At 62.6% G+C, this 16,369-nt stretch carries 16 protein-coding genes; 8 read left to right on the top strand and 8 right to left on the bottom strand.

Going from position 1 to position 16,369, the window contains the following annotated elements; genetic code table 11:
• Window positions 1–9: 9 nt before the first annotated feature.
• Both trxA and PQQ86_RS16105 read right to left on the bottom strand, forming a co-directional pair.
• Complete coding sequence (gene trxA / locus PQQ86_RS16110; RefSeq protein ID WP_200565133.1) at window positions 10–858, bottom strand: thioredoxin; 849 nt, start codon at window positions 856–858, stop codon at window positions 10–12.
• Window positions 859–1,014: 156 nt separating this feature from the next.
• Window positions 1,015–1,890, bottom strand: a complete 876-nt coding sequence (locus PQQ86_RS16105; protein WP_408268524.1) for a pirin family protein — start codon at window positions 1,888–1,890, stop codon at window positions 1,015–1,017.
• Window positions 1,891–2,068: 178 nt separating this feature from the next.
• Here PQQ86_RS16105 and PQQ86_RS16100 point away from each other — a divergent pair, with 178 nt between their 5' ends.
• Window positions 2,069–2,950: an EamA family transporter gene (locus PQQ86_RS16100; protein WP_408268522.1), complete on the top strand. Its 882-nt coding sequence runs from the start codon at window positions 2,069–2,071 to the stop codon at window positions 2,948–2,950.
• Between the two features lie 98 nt (window positions 2,951–3,048).
• On the opposite strand, the gene PQQ86_RS16095 is transcribed toward PQQ86_RS16100, so the two are convergent.
• Together PQQ86_RS16095 and tsaE are read right to left on the bottom strand one after the other, a co-directional pair.
• Window positions 3,049–4,626 (bottom strand): N-acetylmuramoyl-L-alanine amidase, encoded by a 1,578-nt coding sequence (locus tag PQQ86_RS16095; protein ID WP_408268519.1) that lies wholly within the window; start codon window positions 4,624–4,626, stop codon window positions 3,049–3,051.
• Window positions 4,608–5,216 (bottom strand): tRNA (adenosine(37)-N6)-threonylcarbamoyltransferase complex ATPase subunit type 1 TsaE, encoded by a 609-nt coding sequence (gene tsaE / locus PQQ86_RS16090; RefSeq protein WP_408268516.1) that lies wholly within the window; start codon window positions 5,214–5,216, stop codon window positions 4,608–4,610. Before tsaE ends, PQQ86_RS16095 begins: the two co-directional genes overlap by 19 nt.
• A gap of 17 nt (window positions 5,217–5,233) precedes the next feature.
• Between tsaE and queG the strand changes: the two genes are divergently transcribed.
• Genes queG through xerD form a run of 3 tightly spaced genes read left to right on the top strand, consistent with a single transcriptional unit; the run spans window position 5,234 to window position 7,906 of the window.
• Entirely contained in the window at window positions 5,234–6,475 is a 1,242-nt protein-coding gene (queG, locus tag PQQ86_RS16085; protein WP_408268514.1) for a tRNA epoxyqueuosine(34) reductase QueG, read from the top strand.
• 28 nt (window positions 6,476–6,503) lie between these two features.
• Window positions 6,504–6,974 carry a methylated-DNA--[protein]-cysteine S-methyltransferase gene (locus tag PQQ86_RS16080; protein WP_408268512.1) on the top strand — a complete coding sequence of 157 codons (471 nt, stop codon included), beginning with the start codon at window positions 6,504–6,506 and terminating at the stop codon, window positions 6,972–6,974.
• Window positions 6,971–7,906, top strand: a complete 936-nt coding sequence (gene xerD / locus PQQ86_RS16075; protein ID WP_175050863.1) for a site-specific tyrosine recombinase XerD — start codon at window positions 6,971–6,973, stop codon at window positions 7,904–7,906. Before PQQ86_RS16080 ends, xerD begins: the two co-directional genes overlap by 4 nt.
• 6 nt (window positions 7,907–7,912) lie before the next feature.
• Here the strand turns inward: xerD and PQQ86_RS16070 are convergent, their stop codons facing one another.
• Complete coding sequence (locus tag PQQ86_RS16070; RefSeq protein ID WP_408268508.1) at window positions 7,913–9,475, bottom strand: class I adenylate-forming enzyme family protein; 1,563 nt, start codon at window positions 9,473–9,475, stop codon at window positions 7,913–7,915.
• Window positions 9,476–9,721: 246 nt separating this feature from the next.
• On the opposite strand from PQQ86_RS16070, the gene ybaK reads away from it, so the two are divergent.
• Both ybaK and plsY read left to right on the top strand, forming a co-directional pair.
• Window positions 9,722–10,213, top strand: coding sequence for a Cys-tRNA(Pro) deacylase (ybaK, locus tag PQQ86_RS16065; RefSeq protein ID WP_408268505.1), 492 nt, complete (start codon window positions 9,722–9,724; stop codon window positions 10,211–10,213).
• 113 nt (window positions 10,214–10,326) lie between these two features.
• A complete protein-coding gene (gene plsY, locus PQQ86_RS16060) occupies window positions 10,327–10,947 on the top strand; it encodes a glycerol-3-phosphate 1-O-acyltransferase PlsY (protein ID WP_408192434.1) in 621 nt (206 codons plus the stop codon).
• A gap of 229 nt (window positions 10,948–11,176) precedes the next feature.
• On the opposite strand, the gene PQQ86_RS16055 is transcribed toward plsY, so the two are convergent.
• A complete protein-coding gene (locus PQQ86_RS16055) occupies window positions 11,177–11,662 on the bottom strand; it encodes a YajQ family cyclic di-GMP-binding protein (protein ID WP_054034313.1) in 486 nt (161 codons plus the stop codon).
• A gap of 184 nt (window positions 11,663–11,846) precedes the next feature.
• On the opposite strand from PQQ86_RS16055, the gene murB reads away from it, so the two are divergent.
• Window positions 11,847–12,890 carry a UDP-N-acetylmuramate dehydrogenase gene (gene murB / locus PQQ86_RS16050; protein ID WP_408268501.1) on the top strand — a complete coding sequence of 348 codons (1,044 nt, stop codon included), beginning with the start codon at window positions 11,847–11,849 and terminating at the stop codon, window positions 12,888–12,890.
• An 80-nt stretch (window positions 12,891–12,970) separates the two neighbouring features.
• Here murB and PQQ86_RS16045 read toward each other — a convergent pair whose 3' ends face one another.
• Both PQQ86_RS16045 and argF read right to left on the bottom strand, forming a co-directional pair.
• Window positions 12,971–14,197 (bottom strand): argininosuccinate synthase, encoded by a 1,227-nt coding sequence (locus tag PQQ86_RS16045; protein WP_408268499.1) that lies wholly within the window; start codon window positions 14,195–14,197, stop codon window positions 12,971–12,973.
• A 245-nt stretch (window positions 14,198–14,442) separates the two neighbouring features.
• Window positions 14,443–15,372, bottom strand: coding sequence for an ornithine carbamoyltransferase (gene argF, locus PQQ86_RS16040; RefSeq protein WP_054034310.1), 930 nt, complete (start codon window positions 15,370–15,372; stop codon window positions 14,443–14,445).
• Between the two features lie 437 nt (window positions 15,373–15,809).
• Between argF and PQQ86_RS16035 the strand changes: the two genes are divergently transcribed.
• Window positions 15,810–16,157, top strand: coding sequence for a DUF3579 domain-containing protein (locus tag PQQ86_RS16035; protein WP_408192430.1), 348 nt, complete (start codon window positions 15,810–15,812; stop codon window positions 16,155–16,157).
• Window positions 16,158–16,369 lie beyond the last annotated feature (212 nt).

The following is a 16,369-nucleotide window of genomic DNA, read 5'->3' as shown; positions in this document are numbered from 1 at the left end:
CGCGCCCGATTAATACAACAACGCGCTCAGCTTGCGCCGCCATTGCGACACCAGCTCCGGCTGATGCGCGGCGAGATCGAACACCGACAGCATCGTCTTACGGCCGATGTCGTCGCGGAACGTGCGGTCGCGCTGCACGATGGCTAGCAGATGCTCGAGCGCCCCTTCGTATTTGCGGCGGGCGATGAGCGCGCTAGCCAGATCGAAGCGTGCTTCGAGATCGTCCGGGTTCGCTGCGACTTTGGCTTCGAGTGCATCCGTGGGCGGAAGGTCGGCCGCCGCGTCTACAGCATCGAGCCGCGTCTTGATCGCGTTGAAGCGGGCGTCGATCCCTTGCGTGGTTTTCGGCGACAGCAGGTCGACTTCATTGCGTGCTTCGTCGATGCGGTTATCTTCGAGCAGCATTTCGATGCGATCCATGCGCGCTTCGTCGAAGCCTGGGTCGTAGGCAAGGGCAGCTTGCAGCGCGTCATACGCATCCTCACGACGCCCTTCGGCCAACGCGGCTTGCGCTTCAAGACGTGCCGCGTCCGCGCCTTGCGGCACGAGGCGCTCGATAAACTCGCGTAACTGGCCTTCCGGCAGCACGCCGACGAATTGATCGACCGGCTGGCCGTCGGCAAACGCCATGACGTGCGGAATGCTGCGCACCTGGAAGTGCGCGGCCAGTTCCTGGTTCTCGTCGACGTTCACCTTCACCAGCTTCCATTTGCCGGCGGCTTCGGCTTCGAGCTTCTCGAGCATCGGGCCAAGCGTCTTGCAGGGGCCGCACCACGGCGCCCAGAAATCGACCAGCACAGGGGCCAGTGTCGACGCCGTGATGACGTCCTGTTCGAAAGTGGCCAGAGTGGTGTCCATTGCATCCTCTTCGATAAAGCGGTTTGTTGGCTAGATGGGGCCGTATGCCGCGAATTCAACGGTTCAACGCGGCGGATGCAGGCCACCGCGGCCTGCACATGCTCGCACAGACGGCGAGCTTGCCGGTGGCAACCGCATGGGCGCCGCCTCGCTCGCTCATTTTCTGGTCGGTAGCGGAATCCATTCGGTTTCGCCCGGCACCTTGCCCATCTCTTGATTGGACCACGCCAGCTTTGCGGCTTCGATCTTCTCGCGCGAACTGGCGACGAAGTTCCATTCAATAAAGCGCTCGCCATCCAGCTTCTCGCCGCCGAGCAGCATCACGCGCGCGCCGTGGGTGCTGGCCAGCGTGACGGTTTCGTCGAGTGCGAGCACGGCCATCTGGCCCACTTCGAGCGGCGTGCCGTCGATCTCCAGATCGCCGTCCACCAGATAGACGCCGCGTTCCTCGTGTTCCGGTTCGAGCGCGAAGGCGCCGCCTGGGGCGAACTCGGCAGCCACATAGAGCGTGCCGGAAAAGGTCGCGACCGGCGAGGTTTCGCCGAACGCCGTGCCTGCGATCACGCGCAGCGTGACGCCGTTGCGTTCGACCACCGGCAGTGTATTGGCCGCGTGATGCGAGAAGGACGGTTCGATGTCTTCGTCGTCGAGCGGCAGCGCGACCCAGGTCTGGATGCCGTGCATGGCGAGACCGCTTGCGCGGTCTTCGGCCGGCGTGCGCTCGGAGTGGACGATGCCGCGCCCCGCCGTCATCCAGTTAACGTCACCCGGGACGATCTTCTGCTCGGAGCCGAGGCTGTCGCGATGCATGATCGCGCCTTCGAACAGATACGTGACGGTGGCAAGGCCGATATGCGGGTGCGGACGCACGTCGAGTCCGACGCCGGGTTCGAGCGTGGCGGGGCCCATGTGATCGAAAAAGATGAACGGACCGATCAGGCGCGCCGCCATGGCCGGTAGCACACGCCGCACGGTGAGGCTGCCGACGTCGCGCAGATGCGGTTTGAGAACTGCTTTGATCGAGGAAGACATGGGCAGGCTCGGCTGGAAGGGTGAGTCGGATTTTGTTTAATAGATGATTCTACTGCGGGGGGGCAGAATGCTGACGGTTTGCGCCGCTTTACCGCTCCGGGATTCCGTAACGCGCGCCATCCCCTGATGCTGCTGGCTCCGCTACACTGCCGGATCCAACAACGAAATGGAGACCGGGATGTCGCCCAGGGATTTACTGCTCGCGCTGGTCGTCGTGATTGCGTGGGGCGTCAATTTCGTCGTGATCAAGGTGGGTCTGCACGGTGTGCCGCCGATGCTGCTTGGCGCGTTACGTTTCGCGCTCGCCGCCGTGCCGGCGGTGTTTTTCGTCAAGCGGCCGCAGATGCCGTGGCGCTGGCTGCTCGCTTACGGCGCGACGATTTCGTTCGGGCAATTCGCTTTCCTGTTCTCGGCGATGTACGTCGGCATGCCGGCGGGGCTCGCGTCGCTCGTCTTGCAGGCGCAGGCATTCTTCACGCTGATCTTCGCTGCGTTGTTTCTGCATGAGCGTTTTCGCGTGCCAAACATCGTCGGTTTGCTGATCGCGGCGGGCGGCCTCGCGGTCATCGGCTTGCAAGGCGGTCACGCCATGACGCTCGCGGGTTTCGTCCTCACGCTGTGCGCCGCGTGTTCATGGGCGCTAGGCAACATCGTCACGAAGAAGGCCGGCAAGGTCGATCTGGTGGGGCTAGTGGTGTGGGGCAGCCTGATTCCGCCATTACCGTTTTTCGCGCTGTCGTACGCATTCGAAGGGCCGCAGCGGATCGTCGCGGCGCTGTCCGGGATCAGTGCGATGTCGATTTTCGCCATCGTGTATCTCGCGTTTATCGCGACGCTGATCGGCTACGGGTTGTGGAGCCGGCTTCTGTCGCGCTATCCGGCGAGCCAGGTGGCGCCGTTCTCGCTGCTGGTGCCGATTGTCGGGCTGGCGTCGGCGTCCCTGTTTCTCGACGAGCAGTTGTCCGCAGCGCAGATCGTGGGCGCGTTGCTCGTGATGGCGGGGTTGGCGGTGAATGTGTTTGGTGGTTGGGTCGTGCAGCGGCTTTCACCGGCACGTTGACGGCCTCTTAAGCGTAAAGCAGAAAAAACGGCCGCATCGAGCGGCCGTTTTTTATCGCCTGCATGACGCGACATGACGTGGTGTCACGCCGGCTAGCGTCAGGTCATGCGGTTTTTCGCCAACGGCGGATTCGCCGCGAAATAGCGCTTGATGCCGGTCATGATCGCGTCCGCCATTTTCTCCCGATACGCGTCGTCGTTCAGGCGGCGCTCTTCATCCGGGTTGCTGATGAATGCGGTCTCCACCAGGATCGACGGAATATCCGGCGCTTTCAGCACCGCAAACCCGGCCTGTTCGACCGAGCCTTTGTGCAGCTTGTTGATACCGCCGATCTCCTTCAGCACGAAGTTGCCGTAGCGCATCGAATCGCGAATCTGCGCGGTGGTCGACATATCGAACAGCGCGCGATTGACGGTCGCGTCGGCGGACTTGATGTTGATCCCGCCGATCTGATCCGACGAGTTCTCCTTGTTCGCCATCCAGCGCGCAGCAGCGCTCGACGCGCCGTGCTCTGACAAAGCGAACACCGACGAGCCCTTCGCGTCGGGCGTGGTGAACGCGTCCGCGTGGATCGACACGAACAGGTCCGCGCCGACGCGCCGCGCCTTCTGCACGCGCACGTTCAGCGGCACGAAGAAATCGGCGTCGCGCGTCATCATGGCGCGCATGTTCGGCTGTGCGTCGATCTTCGCGCGTAACTTCTTCGCGATGTCGAGTGCGACGTGTTTCTCGTACGTGCCCGAGCCGCCGATCGCGCCTGGGTCCTCGCCGCCGTGACCCGGATCGACCGCGACGGTGAGCAGTCGCACCGTGTTGCTCTTGCCGGTTTTCGGATTGGTGAAGGCGTAGTTATCGTCGCCGTCGTTGTCGTCGCCACCGAGGTTGCTGCCGCCCGTGCCTCCCTTGTTGCGGGCGATCGCTGTGGGCGGTGCGACCGGCGCCGTCGGGGTAGAAGGCTTGCCGAGGATGGGCGGAGCCGGTGTCGGCACAACGTGCACCGGTGGACGCGGTACGCTCGGTGCCGTGCCGCCACTGCCGTTCTGCGCATAACGCTCGAAAAAGGCTTCGCTGTTGTCGGCGGTGGGCGGCGTGGTGCCGGGGCCGCTCAGCGTGGCGGGCGGCGCGTTGTTTTCGTCCAGTGTTTGCTGCTTGCGCTCGGTCTGCGCGAGCAGATCCATCAGCGGATCGGGCGCGACAGCGGGGTACAGGTCGAACACAAGCCGGTATTTGTACGCGCCGACCGGCGGCAGCGTGAACACCTGCGGCTTCACCGAGCCCTTCAGATCGAACACCATACGCACGACGTGCGGCTGATATTGCCCGACACGCACCGACTGGATCTGCGGATCGTTCGGCGTGATCTTCGATACCAGATCCTTCAGCGCCTGATCCAGATCGAGGCCGCTCAGATCGACCACCAGCCGGTCAGGACCCTGCAGCAATTGCTGCGCGTTCTGCAACGGCTGGTCCGATTCGATCGTTACGCGCGTGTAATCGCGCGCCGGCCAGACCCGCACGCCCAACACGGAACTCGCCCACGCGAGGCGTGGGGCAACAAGGCCGAGCACCAGCGTGGACGCACCCGCGCGCAGAATCTGCCGACGCCGCCAGTTATGTGTTGCGGTAGCCGCCGATTCGATCGAGCGGAACGGTTTGATCAACATCTTTCGAGACATGCCTTTCCTGATTCGCTGTATGCCCGTGCGACGAGTACCCGGCCGTCGCCCTCGCGGTCCAGGTCGAGCGCGAAGACGAGATCCGGCACGCCAAGGAGACGCCCGGCACGCTGCGGCCATTCGACGAGGCAGATCGCGCCGCTGTCGAAGTACTCGCGAAAGCCCGCGTCGGCCCATTCGGCCGGGTCGGTGAATCTATACAGATCGAAGTGATTGAGCGCGAGTTCCCCAGCGGGCCGCTCGAGCACGTAGGGTTCGACGAGTGTGTAGGTGGGACTGCGCACGCGGCCGGTGTGGCCGAGGCCGCGCAGGGTCGCGCGCACGAGCGTGGTTTTGCCGGCGCCGAGGTCGCCGACGAGCTGCACTTGCAGTCCGTGGAATGCCTGACGACCCGCGGCACCTGGCGCGTGTTGTTGCGCTGCTTGCTGCGCTTTTGACAGCGGGTTTTGCTGCACCTCGCGCACGCTTTCGATCGCCTGCGCGAAGCGTTTGCCGAACGCGTTAGTGGCGGCCTCATCCGCGAGCGCGAAGGAGCGTTCGAGCAGGACATCGGCGGGCGGTTGGATCGCGAGATCGGGATTGACGGGCATTCTCGTAAAATGGCGTGATGAACCGAAGTCCGGAGTCCCCTGTTTCCCGCACGCCTGCGTCTAACGACGATGTGCGTGCCGAGCGTCATTTCGATGAAGCGGCGCTGAATGCGCTCGCGCTCAACATCAAAACGTGGGGCCATGAACTGGGTTTCGGGGCGATCGGAATCAGCGACACCGATCTCTCCGCTGCCGAAGCGCCGCTTGCAGCATGGCTGGATGCGGGGAGCCACGGCGAGATGGATTATATGGCGAAACACGGCATGAAACGCGCGCGCCCCGCCGAGCTTGTGGCCGGCACGCGACGGGTGATTACCGCGCGCATCGCCTATTTACCCGCAGAGACATTGAGTGGAAAGGCGCACGAAAGCGCTTTGCAGGACGCGCCGCCGGCACCGCCAGACTGGCGCGCAGCCGAGCATGCGCGGCTCGCGGACCCATCGGCTGCGGTGGTGTCGATCTATGCGCGGGGCCGCGATTATCACAAGGTAATGCGTAACCGTTTGCAACATCTGGCCGAGAAAATTGAGGCGGAGATCGGCGCGTTCGGCTACCGCGTATTTACCGATTCGGCGCCGGTGCTCGAAGTAGAACTTGCCCAGAAGGCTGGAATCGGCTGGCGCGGCAAACACACGCTGCTGCTGCAGCGCGACGCTGGTTCGCTGTTTTTCCTCGGCGAAATCTACGTCGACGTGCCGTTGCCGACCGATGCCGAGACCTCGCCCGACGATGCGCCCGAAACGCCGGGCTCGCATTGCGGCAGTTGCGCGCGCTGCATCGACGCATGTCCGACGGGTGCGATCGTGGCGCCCTATAAGGTCGATGCACGCCTCTGTATTTCGTATTTGACGATCGAATTGAAGGGCAATATTCCCCTGGAAATGCGGCCGCTGATCGGTAATCGTGTGTATGGCTGCGACGATTGCCAACTCGTCTGTCCTTGGAACAAGTTTGCGCAGGCCGCGCCGGTCGCCGATTTCGATGTGCGGCATGGACTCGATCGCGCGACGCTGGTCGAACTGTTTGCATGGTCCGCCGAGGAGTTCGATACGCGCATGCAGGGGAGTGCGATTCGTCGCATCGGCTATGAAAGCTGGCTGCGCAATCTGGCGGTGGGGATGGGCAATGCGCTGCGGGCTTCGTCGGAGAGTTTGAGTGGGGATGCGCGCGAGGCGATTGTTCACGCGTTGAAGTTACGCGTCGAAGACCCCTCCGCCGTCGTACGCGAGCATGTGGAATGGGCGTTGGAAGCAGCGTAAAGTAGCGCCAATCACGGAGCAGGCAACCATGTTCAATGCAGTGATCGATGCACCGTTCGGCAAGGTCGGCGTCCGCCTCGAAGGCGATGCTGTGCGCGAGATCGTCTATCTGCCGGAGTCGGTGCAGAGCGTGGCGCCAGACGCGCCTCTCGCAAAGCAGGCCGTCGAGCAGATCGAGCGATATTTCGAGCGGGCATCCGCGAAGTTCGAATTACCGCTGGCAGCGGTCGGCACCCCGTTTCAGCGGCGCGTGTGGCAAGCAATCAGCGACATCCCGCCGGGCGTTGTGCTGACCTATGGGCAACTGGCAAGGCAGCTAGGCAGTATTCCGCGCGCGGTCGGCCAGGCGTGCGGTTCCAATTACTTTCCGATCGTGATTCCGTGTCATCGGGTGGTCAGTGCGAGCGGCATCGGCGGATTCGCGCATCACGCTGGAGATGGCTTCTTTCGCAACGTCAAGCGCTGGCTTCTGGCGCATGAAGGCATTCCGTACGCATGAGCGACACCGTGACTGAAGACGCGCCGAGCGCGTCACCGCTGTTTTTATCGAGCTCAGCCTCGATCGATGCCTTCTGCGACGCGTTGTGGCTCGAGCACGGCTTGTCGCGCAACACGCTCGATGCGTACCGGCGCGATCTGCGCCTATTCTGCGAATGGCTCGCACAAACCCGCAACACGTCGCTCGACACGGCCAGCGAGGCCGATCTCAACGCCTACAGCGCGGCCCGTCAGAAAGACAAATCCACCTCGGCGAACCGGCGGCTCTCGGTGTTTCGCCGCTATTACGGCTGGGCCGTGCGCGAGCATCGCGCAAAGGCCGATCCGACGGTGCGTATCCGTTCGGCCAAGCAACCGCCGCGTTTTCCGTCGACGCTCACCGAAGCGCAGGTCGAAGCGCTGCTCGGTGCGCCGGATATCGACACGCCCTTGGGTCTGCGCGACCGCACCATGCTGGAATTGATGTACGCGAGCGGTTTGCGTGTCACCGAACTCGTCACGCTGAAGACGGTGGAAGTCGGCCTGAACGAAGGCGTAGTGCGCGTGATGGGCAAGGGTTCGAAAGAGCGCCTGATTCCGTTCGGCGAAGAGGCGCACGGCTGGATCGAACGCTATCTGCGCGAAGCGCGTCCGGCTTTGCTCGGCGCGCGCGCGACGGATGCGCTGTTCGTCACGAGCCGCGCGGAGGGTATGACCCGCCAGCAGTTCTGGAACATCATCAAGCGTCACGCGGCGGCCGCCGACGTGCACGCGCCGCTCTCGCCGCATACGTTGCGGCACGCGTTCGCGACGCACCTGCTAAACCATGGCGCTGATTTGCGCGTCGTGCAATTGCTGCTCGGCCATACGGATATCTCGACCACGCAAATCTATACGCACGTGGCCCGCGAACGGTTGAAGTCGCTGCATGCGCAGCATCATCCGCGCGGGTGATGCGCGTTAGACGAATTCGCGAAGCCGGTGCTTGAGAATCTTGCCCGTCGACGCGGCCGGCAGCGCGGCGAGCACCTTCACTTCGGCTGGACGCTTGTACGGCGCGAGACGCTCGCCGCACCACGCGATCAGCTCAGCCGGCGTCACCTTCGCGCCCGCGATTAGTTCGACGAACGCGACCACTTCCTCGTTACCCTCCACGGCGCGCCCGATCACCGCCGACTGCACCACCTGCGGGTGTGCGTTCAACACATGCTCGACTTCCGTCGGATGCACGTTGAAGCCCGAGCGGATGATCAACTCCTTGCTGCGCCCGACGATATGCAATGTACCGTCCGCGTCCTGCCGCGCGAGATCGCCGGTTTTGAGCCAGCCGTCTTCGGTAACGACGGCGCGGGTCTGCTCCGGGCTGCGGTAGTAACCCAGCATCACGTTCGGGCCACGCACCCACAGTTCACCGATTTCTCCCGGCGCGGCATCGACGCCGTCGAGTCCGACGAACCGCACGTCGACGCCAGGAATGACCTCGCCGACCGAGCAATCGCTGCGCGGCGCATCGAGCATGGTGTGGGAGACGGTCGGACTGCTCTCGGTCATACCATAGCCGTTGTGCAGCGGAAGGCCGTAGACGCTTTCGACGTGCGCCTTAAGCGCGGCGTCGAGCGGCGAGCCGCCCGAATAGGCAAAGCGCAGATGCGGCGCGAACCACGCATGGCCGTGCGTCTGCAAATGTTCGAGCAGTTTGGCGTGCATGGCCGGAACGCCCTGGAAGATCGATACGCGCTCTTCGGCGAGAGCGCGCCGCACCGCTTCCGGCGCGAAGCGCGGCGCGAGACGCAAGGTCGCGCCGGCGTACAGGCTGCCTAGACAGACCGAGGCAAAGCCGTACACGTGCGAGATCGGCAGAACGGCGTACACGACATCGCCCGGCCCGACTTTGCGCAAGCGGCTCGACACGGTTGCGATGAAGAGCAGATTGCGGTGGGACAGCATCACGCCTTTCGGCGCGCCCGTGGTTCCCGTGGTGTAGATCAGCGCGGCACATTGACGGTCATTCGCGGCTTCGACCGGCTCGGCTTTCGCGTCGGCCTCGATCGTGTACGACCAGGCGCCGATATCCGGCGTGATGGCAGGCGCTGTGGCGGCTTGAAGCCGCTGCGCATGCTGTTGGGCATCCACGGAGCTTTCGACCGCATACGCGACCACGCGGGGCTGCGCGTGCGCCCGTATCGCGTCGAGTTCGGCGGCGGACAGACGGGCATTCGACACCAGCGCCCACGCGTCGAGCTGCGCGGTGGCGAACAGCAGCACGATCTGCACGATGCTGTTCTCGGCCACGATCATCACGCGATCGCCGCCACGCACGCCCCATTCGCGCAGCCGCGCGGCGGTGGCATCGACGGCTTCCAGAAGCTGCGCGTTGGTGAGGCGACGCGCATCCTCGATCAAGGCGACATGTTGCGGATCGCGCGCGGCTGCGAGCGCCGGAATGTCGGCAATGCGCGCGGGCAGGGCGGCTAGGAGCGCGGGAATGTCGATCGTGGAACGGGTGGATGAATCGAGGCTCAATGCCGTCTCCTTTGTCGACCAGAGTTCGCGCTTTAGCGCGTTACTCGGGTCCCATGCAAAGCGGTCGACCAGAGTTCGCGCTTTAGCGCGTTACTCGGGTCCCATGCAACGTAGTTGCAAAACTATTCAGTGCCCGGCGTACTGTGCGCCGGAAGATTTGCGAACGATCGTGCCACAATCCCCGATCCCGCACAATTGGCCGTTCGGCAAATAGCCGTTGCGCAAACTCGCCATTACAATGCGCCGATGAGCAAATCCAGACACGTCTCCGAAACGCCCGCGACGCAGTTTCTGCGCCGTCACGGCGTTACTTTCGGCGAACATCCTTATGATTACGTGGAGCACGGCGGCACCGAGGAGTCTGCGCGCCAGCTCGGCGTGGACGAACATCATGTCGTGAAGACGTTGGTGATGGAAGACGAGCACGCCAAGCCGTTGATCGTGCTGATGCACGGCGACCGCACTGTCAGCACCAAGAATCTGGCGCGACAGATCGGCGTGAAACGCGTCGAGCCTTGCAAGCCCGAGGTGGCGAACCGGCATTCGGGCTATCTGATCGGCGGCACATCGCCGTTCGGTACGAAGAAGCAGATCCCGGTGTACGTCGAGTCGAGCATCCTCGAGATGGACAAGATCTGGCTGAACGGCGGCCGGCGCGGTTTTCTGGTCAGCATCGAGCCCACGGTTTTGACCAGCTTGCTGGCAGCGAAGCCGGTTCAGTGCGCGAGCGTCGATTGACGTTTGTCTCAATGTTTTCCGGGCGGGTGGGTTCGGTAGAATGTCCGCCGCCTTGTTCCCTGTTGCGGTTGGGGTGTCGAGTTTCAGACCGCCGATCCTTATAAGAGTCCCAGATGCAAAACCTGATCGTTGCTGTCGTTGCCTACCTGATCGGCTCGGTGTCGTTTGCCGTAATCGTGAGCGCCGCCATGGGGCTGGACGACCCGCGCTCATACGGCTCGGGCAACCCGGGCGCCACCAACGTGCTGCGTAGCGGCAGCAAGAAGGCCGCGATTCTCACTCTGATCGGCGACGCCTTTAAAGGATGGCTGCCGGTGTGGTTCGTGGTGCACTTCGGCGCGCGTTACGGCCTCGACGATACGTCGGTCGCGATTGCGTCCGTTGCTGTGTTTCTCGGCCACCTGTATCCGATCTTCTTCCGCTTCAAGGGCGGCAAGGGCGTGGCGACCGCGGCGGGCGTGCTGCTCGCGATCAACCCGATCCTTGGCGTGGCCACCTTGCTTACGTGGCTGATCGTGGCGTTCTTCACGCGCTATTCTTCGCTCGCGGCACTGGCCGCGGCGGTGTTCGCACCGATCTTCGACGGCTTTCTGTTCGGGCCGCATATCATCGCGCTGGCGATTGTCGTGATGAGTTCGCTGCTGGTCTGGCGCCACCGCGGCAACATCGCCAAATTGATGCGCGGGCAGGAAAGCCGCATCGGCGCCAAGAAGAAACCCGACGCAGCGGCCTAGCGCGGCGGGTGGTAACGAACTTTGAACCTGGGCAGGGTACGGCCGGGTGTTAGCCGGCGTGCCTGAGTGCCTTCACGAAGTACGCACTGAAGGCGCAAGGGCTATGTGCTGAGCGCATGCGACCCGTGCGGGTGCTGAGTCTCTACGCCGCCCGTTGCCGAGCCCTCAACGCATGCCCATTGCCGAGGGGCAACACGCGCTCGCGCTCGGCCTTGAGCGTGACGCGCGTTCAGTCGCGGAAGTTATTGAAGTCGAGCGGAGTATCAGTCACGTCCTTGCGCAGCATCGCGATCACGCTTTGCAGATCGTCGCGCTTGCCACCAGTGATACGCACCGCGTCGCCCTGAATGCTCGCCTGGACCTTGATCTTGCTGTCTTTCACGAGGCGCACGATTTTCTTCGACAGATCGCCGGACACACCTTTCTTGATCTTGATGATCTGCTTGACCTTGTCGCCGCCGATCTTCTCGATCTTGCCGTAGTCGAGAAAGCGCACGTCCACATTGCGCTTGGCCATTTTCGACAGCAGGACGTCTTTCACCTGGCCGAGCTTGAAGTCGTCGTCGGCGTAGGCGGTGATTTCGCTTTCCTTGTGCTCGACGCGCGCGTCCGACCCTTTGAAGTCGAAGCGGGTTGAAATTTCCTTGTTGGACTGCTCGATCGCGTTCTTGACTTCGATCATGTCTGCTTCGCAGACGACGTCAAACGATGGCATTGTTTTCTCCCAATAGTGCTGCGGTGCGTGGCGCGGCCGGTCGGCTGCTCACGGGGCACTCGCTATAATCACGAACCGGACGTCATTTTACCGACGCCACTCCCTTTTGCCTAAGGCCGCCGCGCATTGTCGTGCGGCCGGGGCCAGATGTCGTTTAGCTGGCCGTTCCATTCTTCTCATTCCGATGTCCCGATCCGACTCCGCCGCGTTCATTGCCGGCTATCCGCTGAAGGCGCATAACACCTTCGGTTTCGATGTTCGCGCGCAGTTTGCGTGCCGGATCGAACACGAAGCGCAACTGATGGTTGCCGTGCGCGATCCGCGTACTGCCGGCTTGCCGCGGCTGGTGCTGGGCGGCGGCAGCAATGTCGTGCTGACGGGCGACTTCGCCGGACTGGTGCTGCTGGTGGTGCTGCAAGGCCGCCGCGTTGTGCGCGAGGACGATGATGCATGGTACGTCGAGGCGGCCGCCGGCGAGCCGTGGCATGACTTTGTCGCGTGGACTTTGGCGCAAGGGCTGCCTGGGCTGGAGAACCTTGCGCTGATTCCGGGCACGGTGGGGGCGGCGCCAATTCAGAACATCGGCGCATATGGGCTGGAGATGTGTGAGCGATTTGCGTCGCTGCGGGCGGTTGAGCTGGAAACGGGCGCCGTCGTCGAGCTCGATGCCGACGCGTGCCGATTCGGTTACCGCGACAGTTTTTTCAAGCGGGAAGGGCGCGATCGGTTTGTCATCACGTCGGTCACTTTCCGTTTGCCGAAGGTTTGGCAGCCGCGCGCCGGCTATGCGGATATCGCGCGTGAACTGGCTGCTGGTGGTCATGCCGATGCCGCCGCGCCGAGTGCGCAGGCGATTTTCGACGCGGTAGTCGCGGTGCGGCGCGCCAAGCTGCCCGATCCGCTTCAGTTGGGCAACGCCGGGAGTTTCTTCAAGAATCCGGTCGTCGAGGCAACGCAGTTCGAAGCGCTGAAGGTCAAGGAGCCCGAGGTCGTGTCTTACCCGCAACCGGACGGCCGGGTGAAGCTCGCGGCGGGTTGGTTGATCGATCGATGCGGCTGGAAAGGCCGCGCGATGGGTGCAGCGGCCGTGCATGAACGGCAGGCGCTGGTGCTGGTCAATCGCGGTGGGGCGAGCGGCGCCGAGGTGTTGGCGCTTGCAAAGGCGGTTCAGCGCGATGTGCTGGCGCGATTTGGGGTTGAGCTGGAAGCGGAGCCGGTTTGTTTGTGATTGCGTGAGCGGCATGCGGCAATGAAAAAAGGCGCCGGGAATTTCCTCCCGGCGCCTTTTTTTGCATCTGAGCTTCAGTCTCAGTCGCGTTGACGACGCGCGTTCTCCGCAATCCGCATACGCAGCGCGTTCAGCTTGATGAACCCGCCAGCGTCGGCTTGGTTGTACGCACCGCCGTCATCGTCGAACGTAGCGATCGTCTTGTCGAACAGCGTTTCCTTCGAATCGCGCGCGACAACCGAGACGCTGCCCTTGTACAGCTTCACACGCACCCAGCCGTTGACCTTCTCTTGCGTATGGTCGATCAGCACCTGAATTGCGCGGCGCTCCGGGCTCCACCAGTAGCCGTTATAAATCAGCGACGCGTAACGCGCCATCAGGTCGTCTTTCAGGTGGGCCACTTCGCGGTCGAGCGTGATCGACTCGATGCCGCGGTGCGCCTTCAGCATGATCGTGCCGCCCGGCGTTTCATAGCAGCCGCGCGACTTCATGCCGACGTAACGGTTTTCGACCAGGTCCAGACGGCCGATGCCGTGCTTGCCGCCCAAACGGTTCAACTCGGTCAGCATTTCAGCCGGCGACAGACGCTTGCCGTTGATCGCGACCGGGTCGCCGTGCTCGTACTCGATATCGAGGAATTCGGCCTGGTCGGGCGCCTGTTCCGGCGACACCGTCCAACGCCACATATCGGCTTCGGCTTCGGCCTTCGGGTCTTCCAGGTGACGGCCTTCGAACGAGATGTGCAGCAGGTTCGCGTCCATCGAATACGGCGCGCCACCTTGCTTGTGCTTCATTTCGATTGGAATGCCGGCCTTTTCAGCGTAGGCGAGCAGCTTTTCGCGCGACAGCAGATCCCATTCGCGCCACGGTGCGATCACCTTGATGCCCGGTTCCAGCGCGTAGTAACCGAGTTCGAAGCGAACCTGGTCGTTACCTTTGCCGGTTGCGCCGTGCGAGACCGCTTGTGCACCGCTGGCACGGGCGATTTCAATCTGACGCTTGGCGATCAGCGGACGCGCGATCGATGTGCCCAGCAGGTATTCGCCTTCATAAATCGTGTTGGCGCGGAACATCGGGAACACGTAGTCACGCACGAATTCTTCGCGCAGGTCTTCGATGAAGATGTTGTCCTGCTTGATGCCGAGTTGCAGGGCTTTCTTGCGCGCCGGTTCCAGCTCTTCGCCCTGGCCGATGTCGGCCGTAAACGTGACGACTTCGGCGTCGTAATTGTCCTGCAACCACTTCAGGATGACGGAGGTGTCGAGGCCGCCCGAATAGGCGAGCACGACTTTCTTGATATCGCTCATGGTGAACTCGTAGCTGGAGAAAGCTGGAAAACAAGGCGCGCCGGCGGTTCCGGAGCGCGGAAAACCACTATTTTGACACTAAACCGCCGCTTGCCCGCGTTTTTGGAGCGGTGCGGTGGGTGAGCCGGTTCCGTTGCATTCGCGGAGGCCGGCTCGATGCGTGGCGTTAAACGTGGATGCCTTGCCTCGTATTCAAGGCCCCGTCACGCTTCACGCAGATGCTGCAGAGGGTGAAAAAGGCTCGCTTAGTGATTCAGCTTGCCGAGCAGCAGATATTCCATCAACGCCTTTTGCACGTGCAGACGATTTTCCGCTTCGTCCCACACGACGCTTTGCGGGCCGTCGATCACTTCCGCGCTGACTTCCTCGCCGCGGTGGGCGGGCAGGCAGTGCATGAACAATGCGTCAGAATTGGCGCGCGCCATCATCTCGGCGTCGACGCACCAGTCTGCAAAGGCTTTCTTGCGGGCTTCGTTTTCTGCTTCGAAGCCCATGCTGGTCCACACGTCCGTGGTGACGAGATCGGCGCCCGTGCAGGCCTCGTTCGGGTCGTCGAATTCCTGATAGAACGGCGCGCTTTCAGCCGCGACCATGGCGTGGTCGAGCTTGTAGCCCGGCGGCGTGGACAGGCGCAGCTTGAAGCCGAGAATCTGGGCGGCTTCGATCCACGTGTACAGCATGTTGTTCGCATCGCCAACCCACGCGACCGTCTTGTCGCGAATCGGACCGCGATGTTCGAAATACGTGAAGATGTCCGCCAGCACCTGGCACGGGTGATATTCGTTGGTCAGCCCATTGATCACCGGCACGCGCGAATTCTCGGCAAAGCGCGTGAGAATGTCCTGGCCGAACGTGCGGATCATGATGATGTCGACCATGCGCGAGATCACTTGCGCGGCGTCTTCGATCGGCTCGCCGCGCCCGAGCTGCGTGTCGCGCGTGCTCATGAAGACGGCGTGGCCGCCCAGCTGGAAGATGCCGGCTTCAAACGACAGGCGCGTGCGCGTCGAGTTTTTCTCGAAGATCATCGCCAGCGTGCGGTCGTGCAGCGGGTGATAAGTCTCGTAGTTCTTGAATTTGCGTTTCAGAATGCGCGCGCGTTCCAGCACGTACTCGTAGTCTTCCAGCGAGAAATCCTTGAACTGCAGGTAGTGGCGAATTTTCTTGGCGGTCATGAAACAAATACGGCGGTCTCACCCGGCAGGATTGCCGGACGGCGCCGCCGTCGTTTGTGGTAACTCAATGCAGCATAAAGGATTTCGCCCCGTTTGACGAGTCGGCCAAAAGGCCAGGCAAGCTCTCTGAAAGCCTTTCGCAATCCTCAAACGAAGCTTGTGTGCGCTGCGGAAAAAGGTCCGCTGCGCTATAATCTACCGGTTATCCCTAAGCCCAGCAGGCCGGTATTGAGCTTGCGGGACACGGCTCGCGCACTCCGGAAAGTTTCCTCGCGGTGCGCCGTCAAGATGAGCGCCGAGGCGGCTTATCTGGCCCTTCGTGGTTTCTGGCGGCGCAGCTCGCCATTCAGGCGTGGCCAACGTGTTCAGGCATCCCAAAGCCGCTTTGCAGTCAGCTTTGCCGTCATCCCGCTGGGCAGTCACACAGGTATTCCTACATGGCCGAAGCAGCTCCAACCGAATATTTCATTCAGGGCATCACGTCGAACGGAAAAAAGTTTCGGCCGAGTGACTGGTCGGAGCGGCTCGCAGGCGTCATGGCGTGCTTCGGTCCCAGCCCGCGCGGCAAGGGGCCGAATGCTTACCTGCAATATTCGTTGTATGTCCGGCCAACCATGATCGGTGATCTCAAATGCGTGATACTGGATTCGCGCTTGCGCGACATTGAGCCCATGGCTTTCGATTTCGTCCTCAACTTCGCGAAAGATAATGACCTTCTCGTGACCGAGGCGTGCGAGTTACAACTTGAGCACGCTACGCCGCAAGAGAAAAGGCACGTGATCTAGCGCGAGCTTGCCGGGCCGGATCGGCAAAAGAAAAACCCGCCTGTAGCGGGTTTTTTTGCGCCTGAAGCAGTGGCTTCAGGCGGGGGGGCTTCGATGTGCGGCCAGCTGACTCATGAACAGGCGTGAGTCAGTATCCGGTTCCGTCGGCGCCAAGCAAAAAAGCCCGCCGAAGCGAGCCTTTCTGTTGCAGCGGAAACAGGAGGTAGCCCACC

The sequence above is a fragment of the Paraburkholderia sediminicola genome, from assembly GCF_046026675.1.
Taxonomy (GTDB): domain Bacteria; phylum Pseudomonadota; class Gammaproteobacteria; order Burkholderiales; family Burkholderiaceae; genus Paraburkholderia; species Paraburkholderia sediminicola_F.
This window is presented reverse-complemented; position numbering and strand designations above follow the sequence as displayed.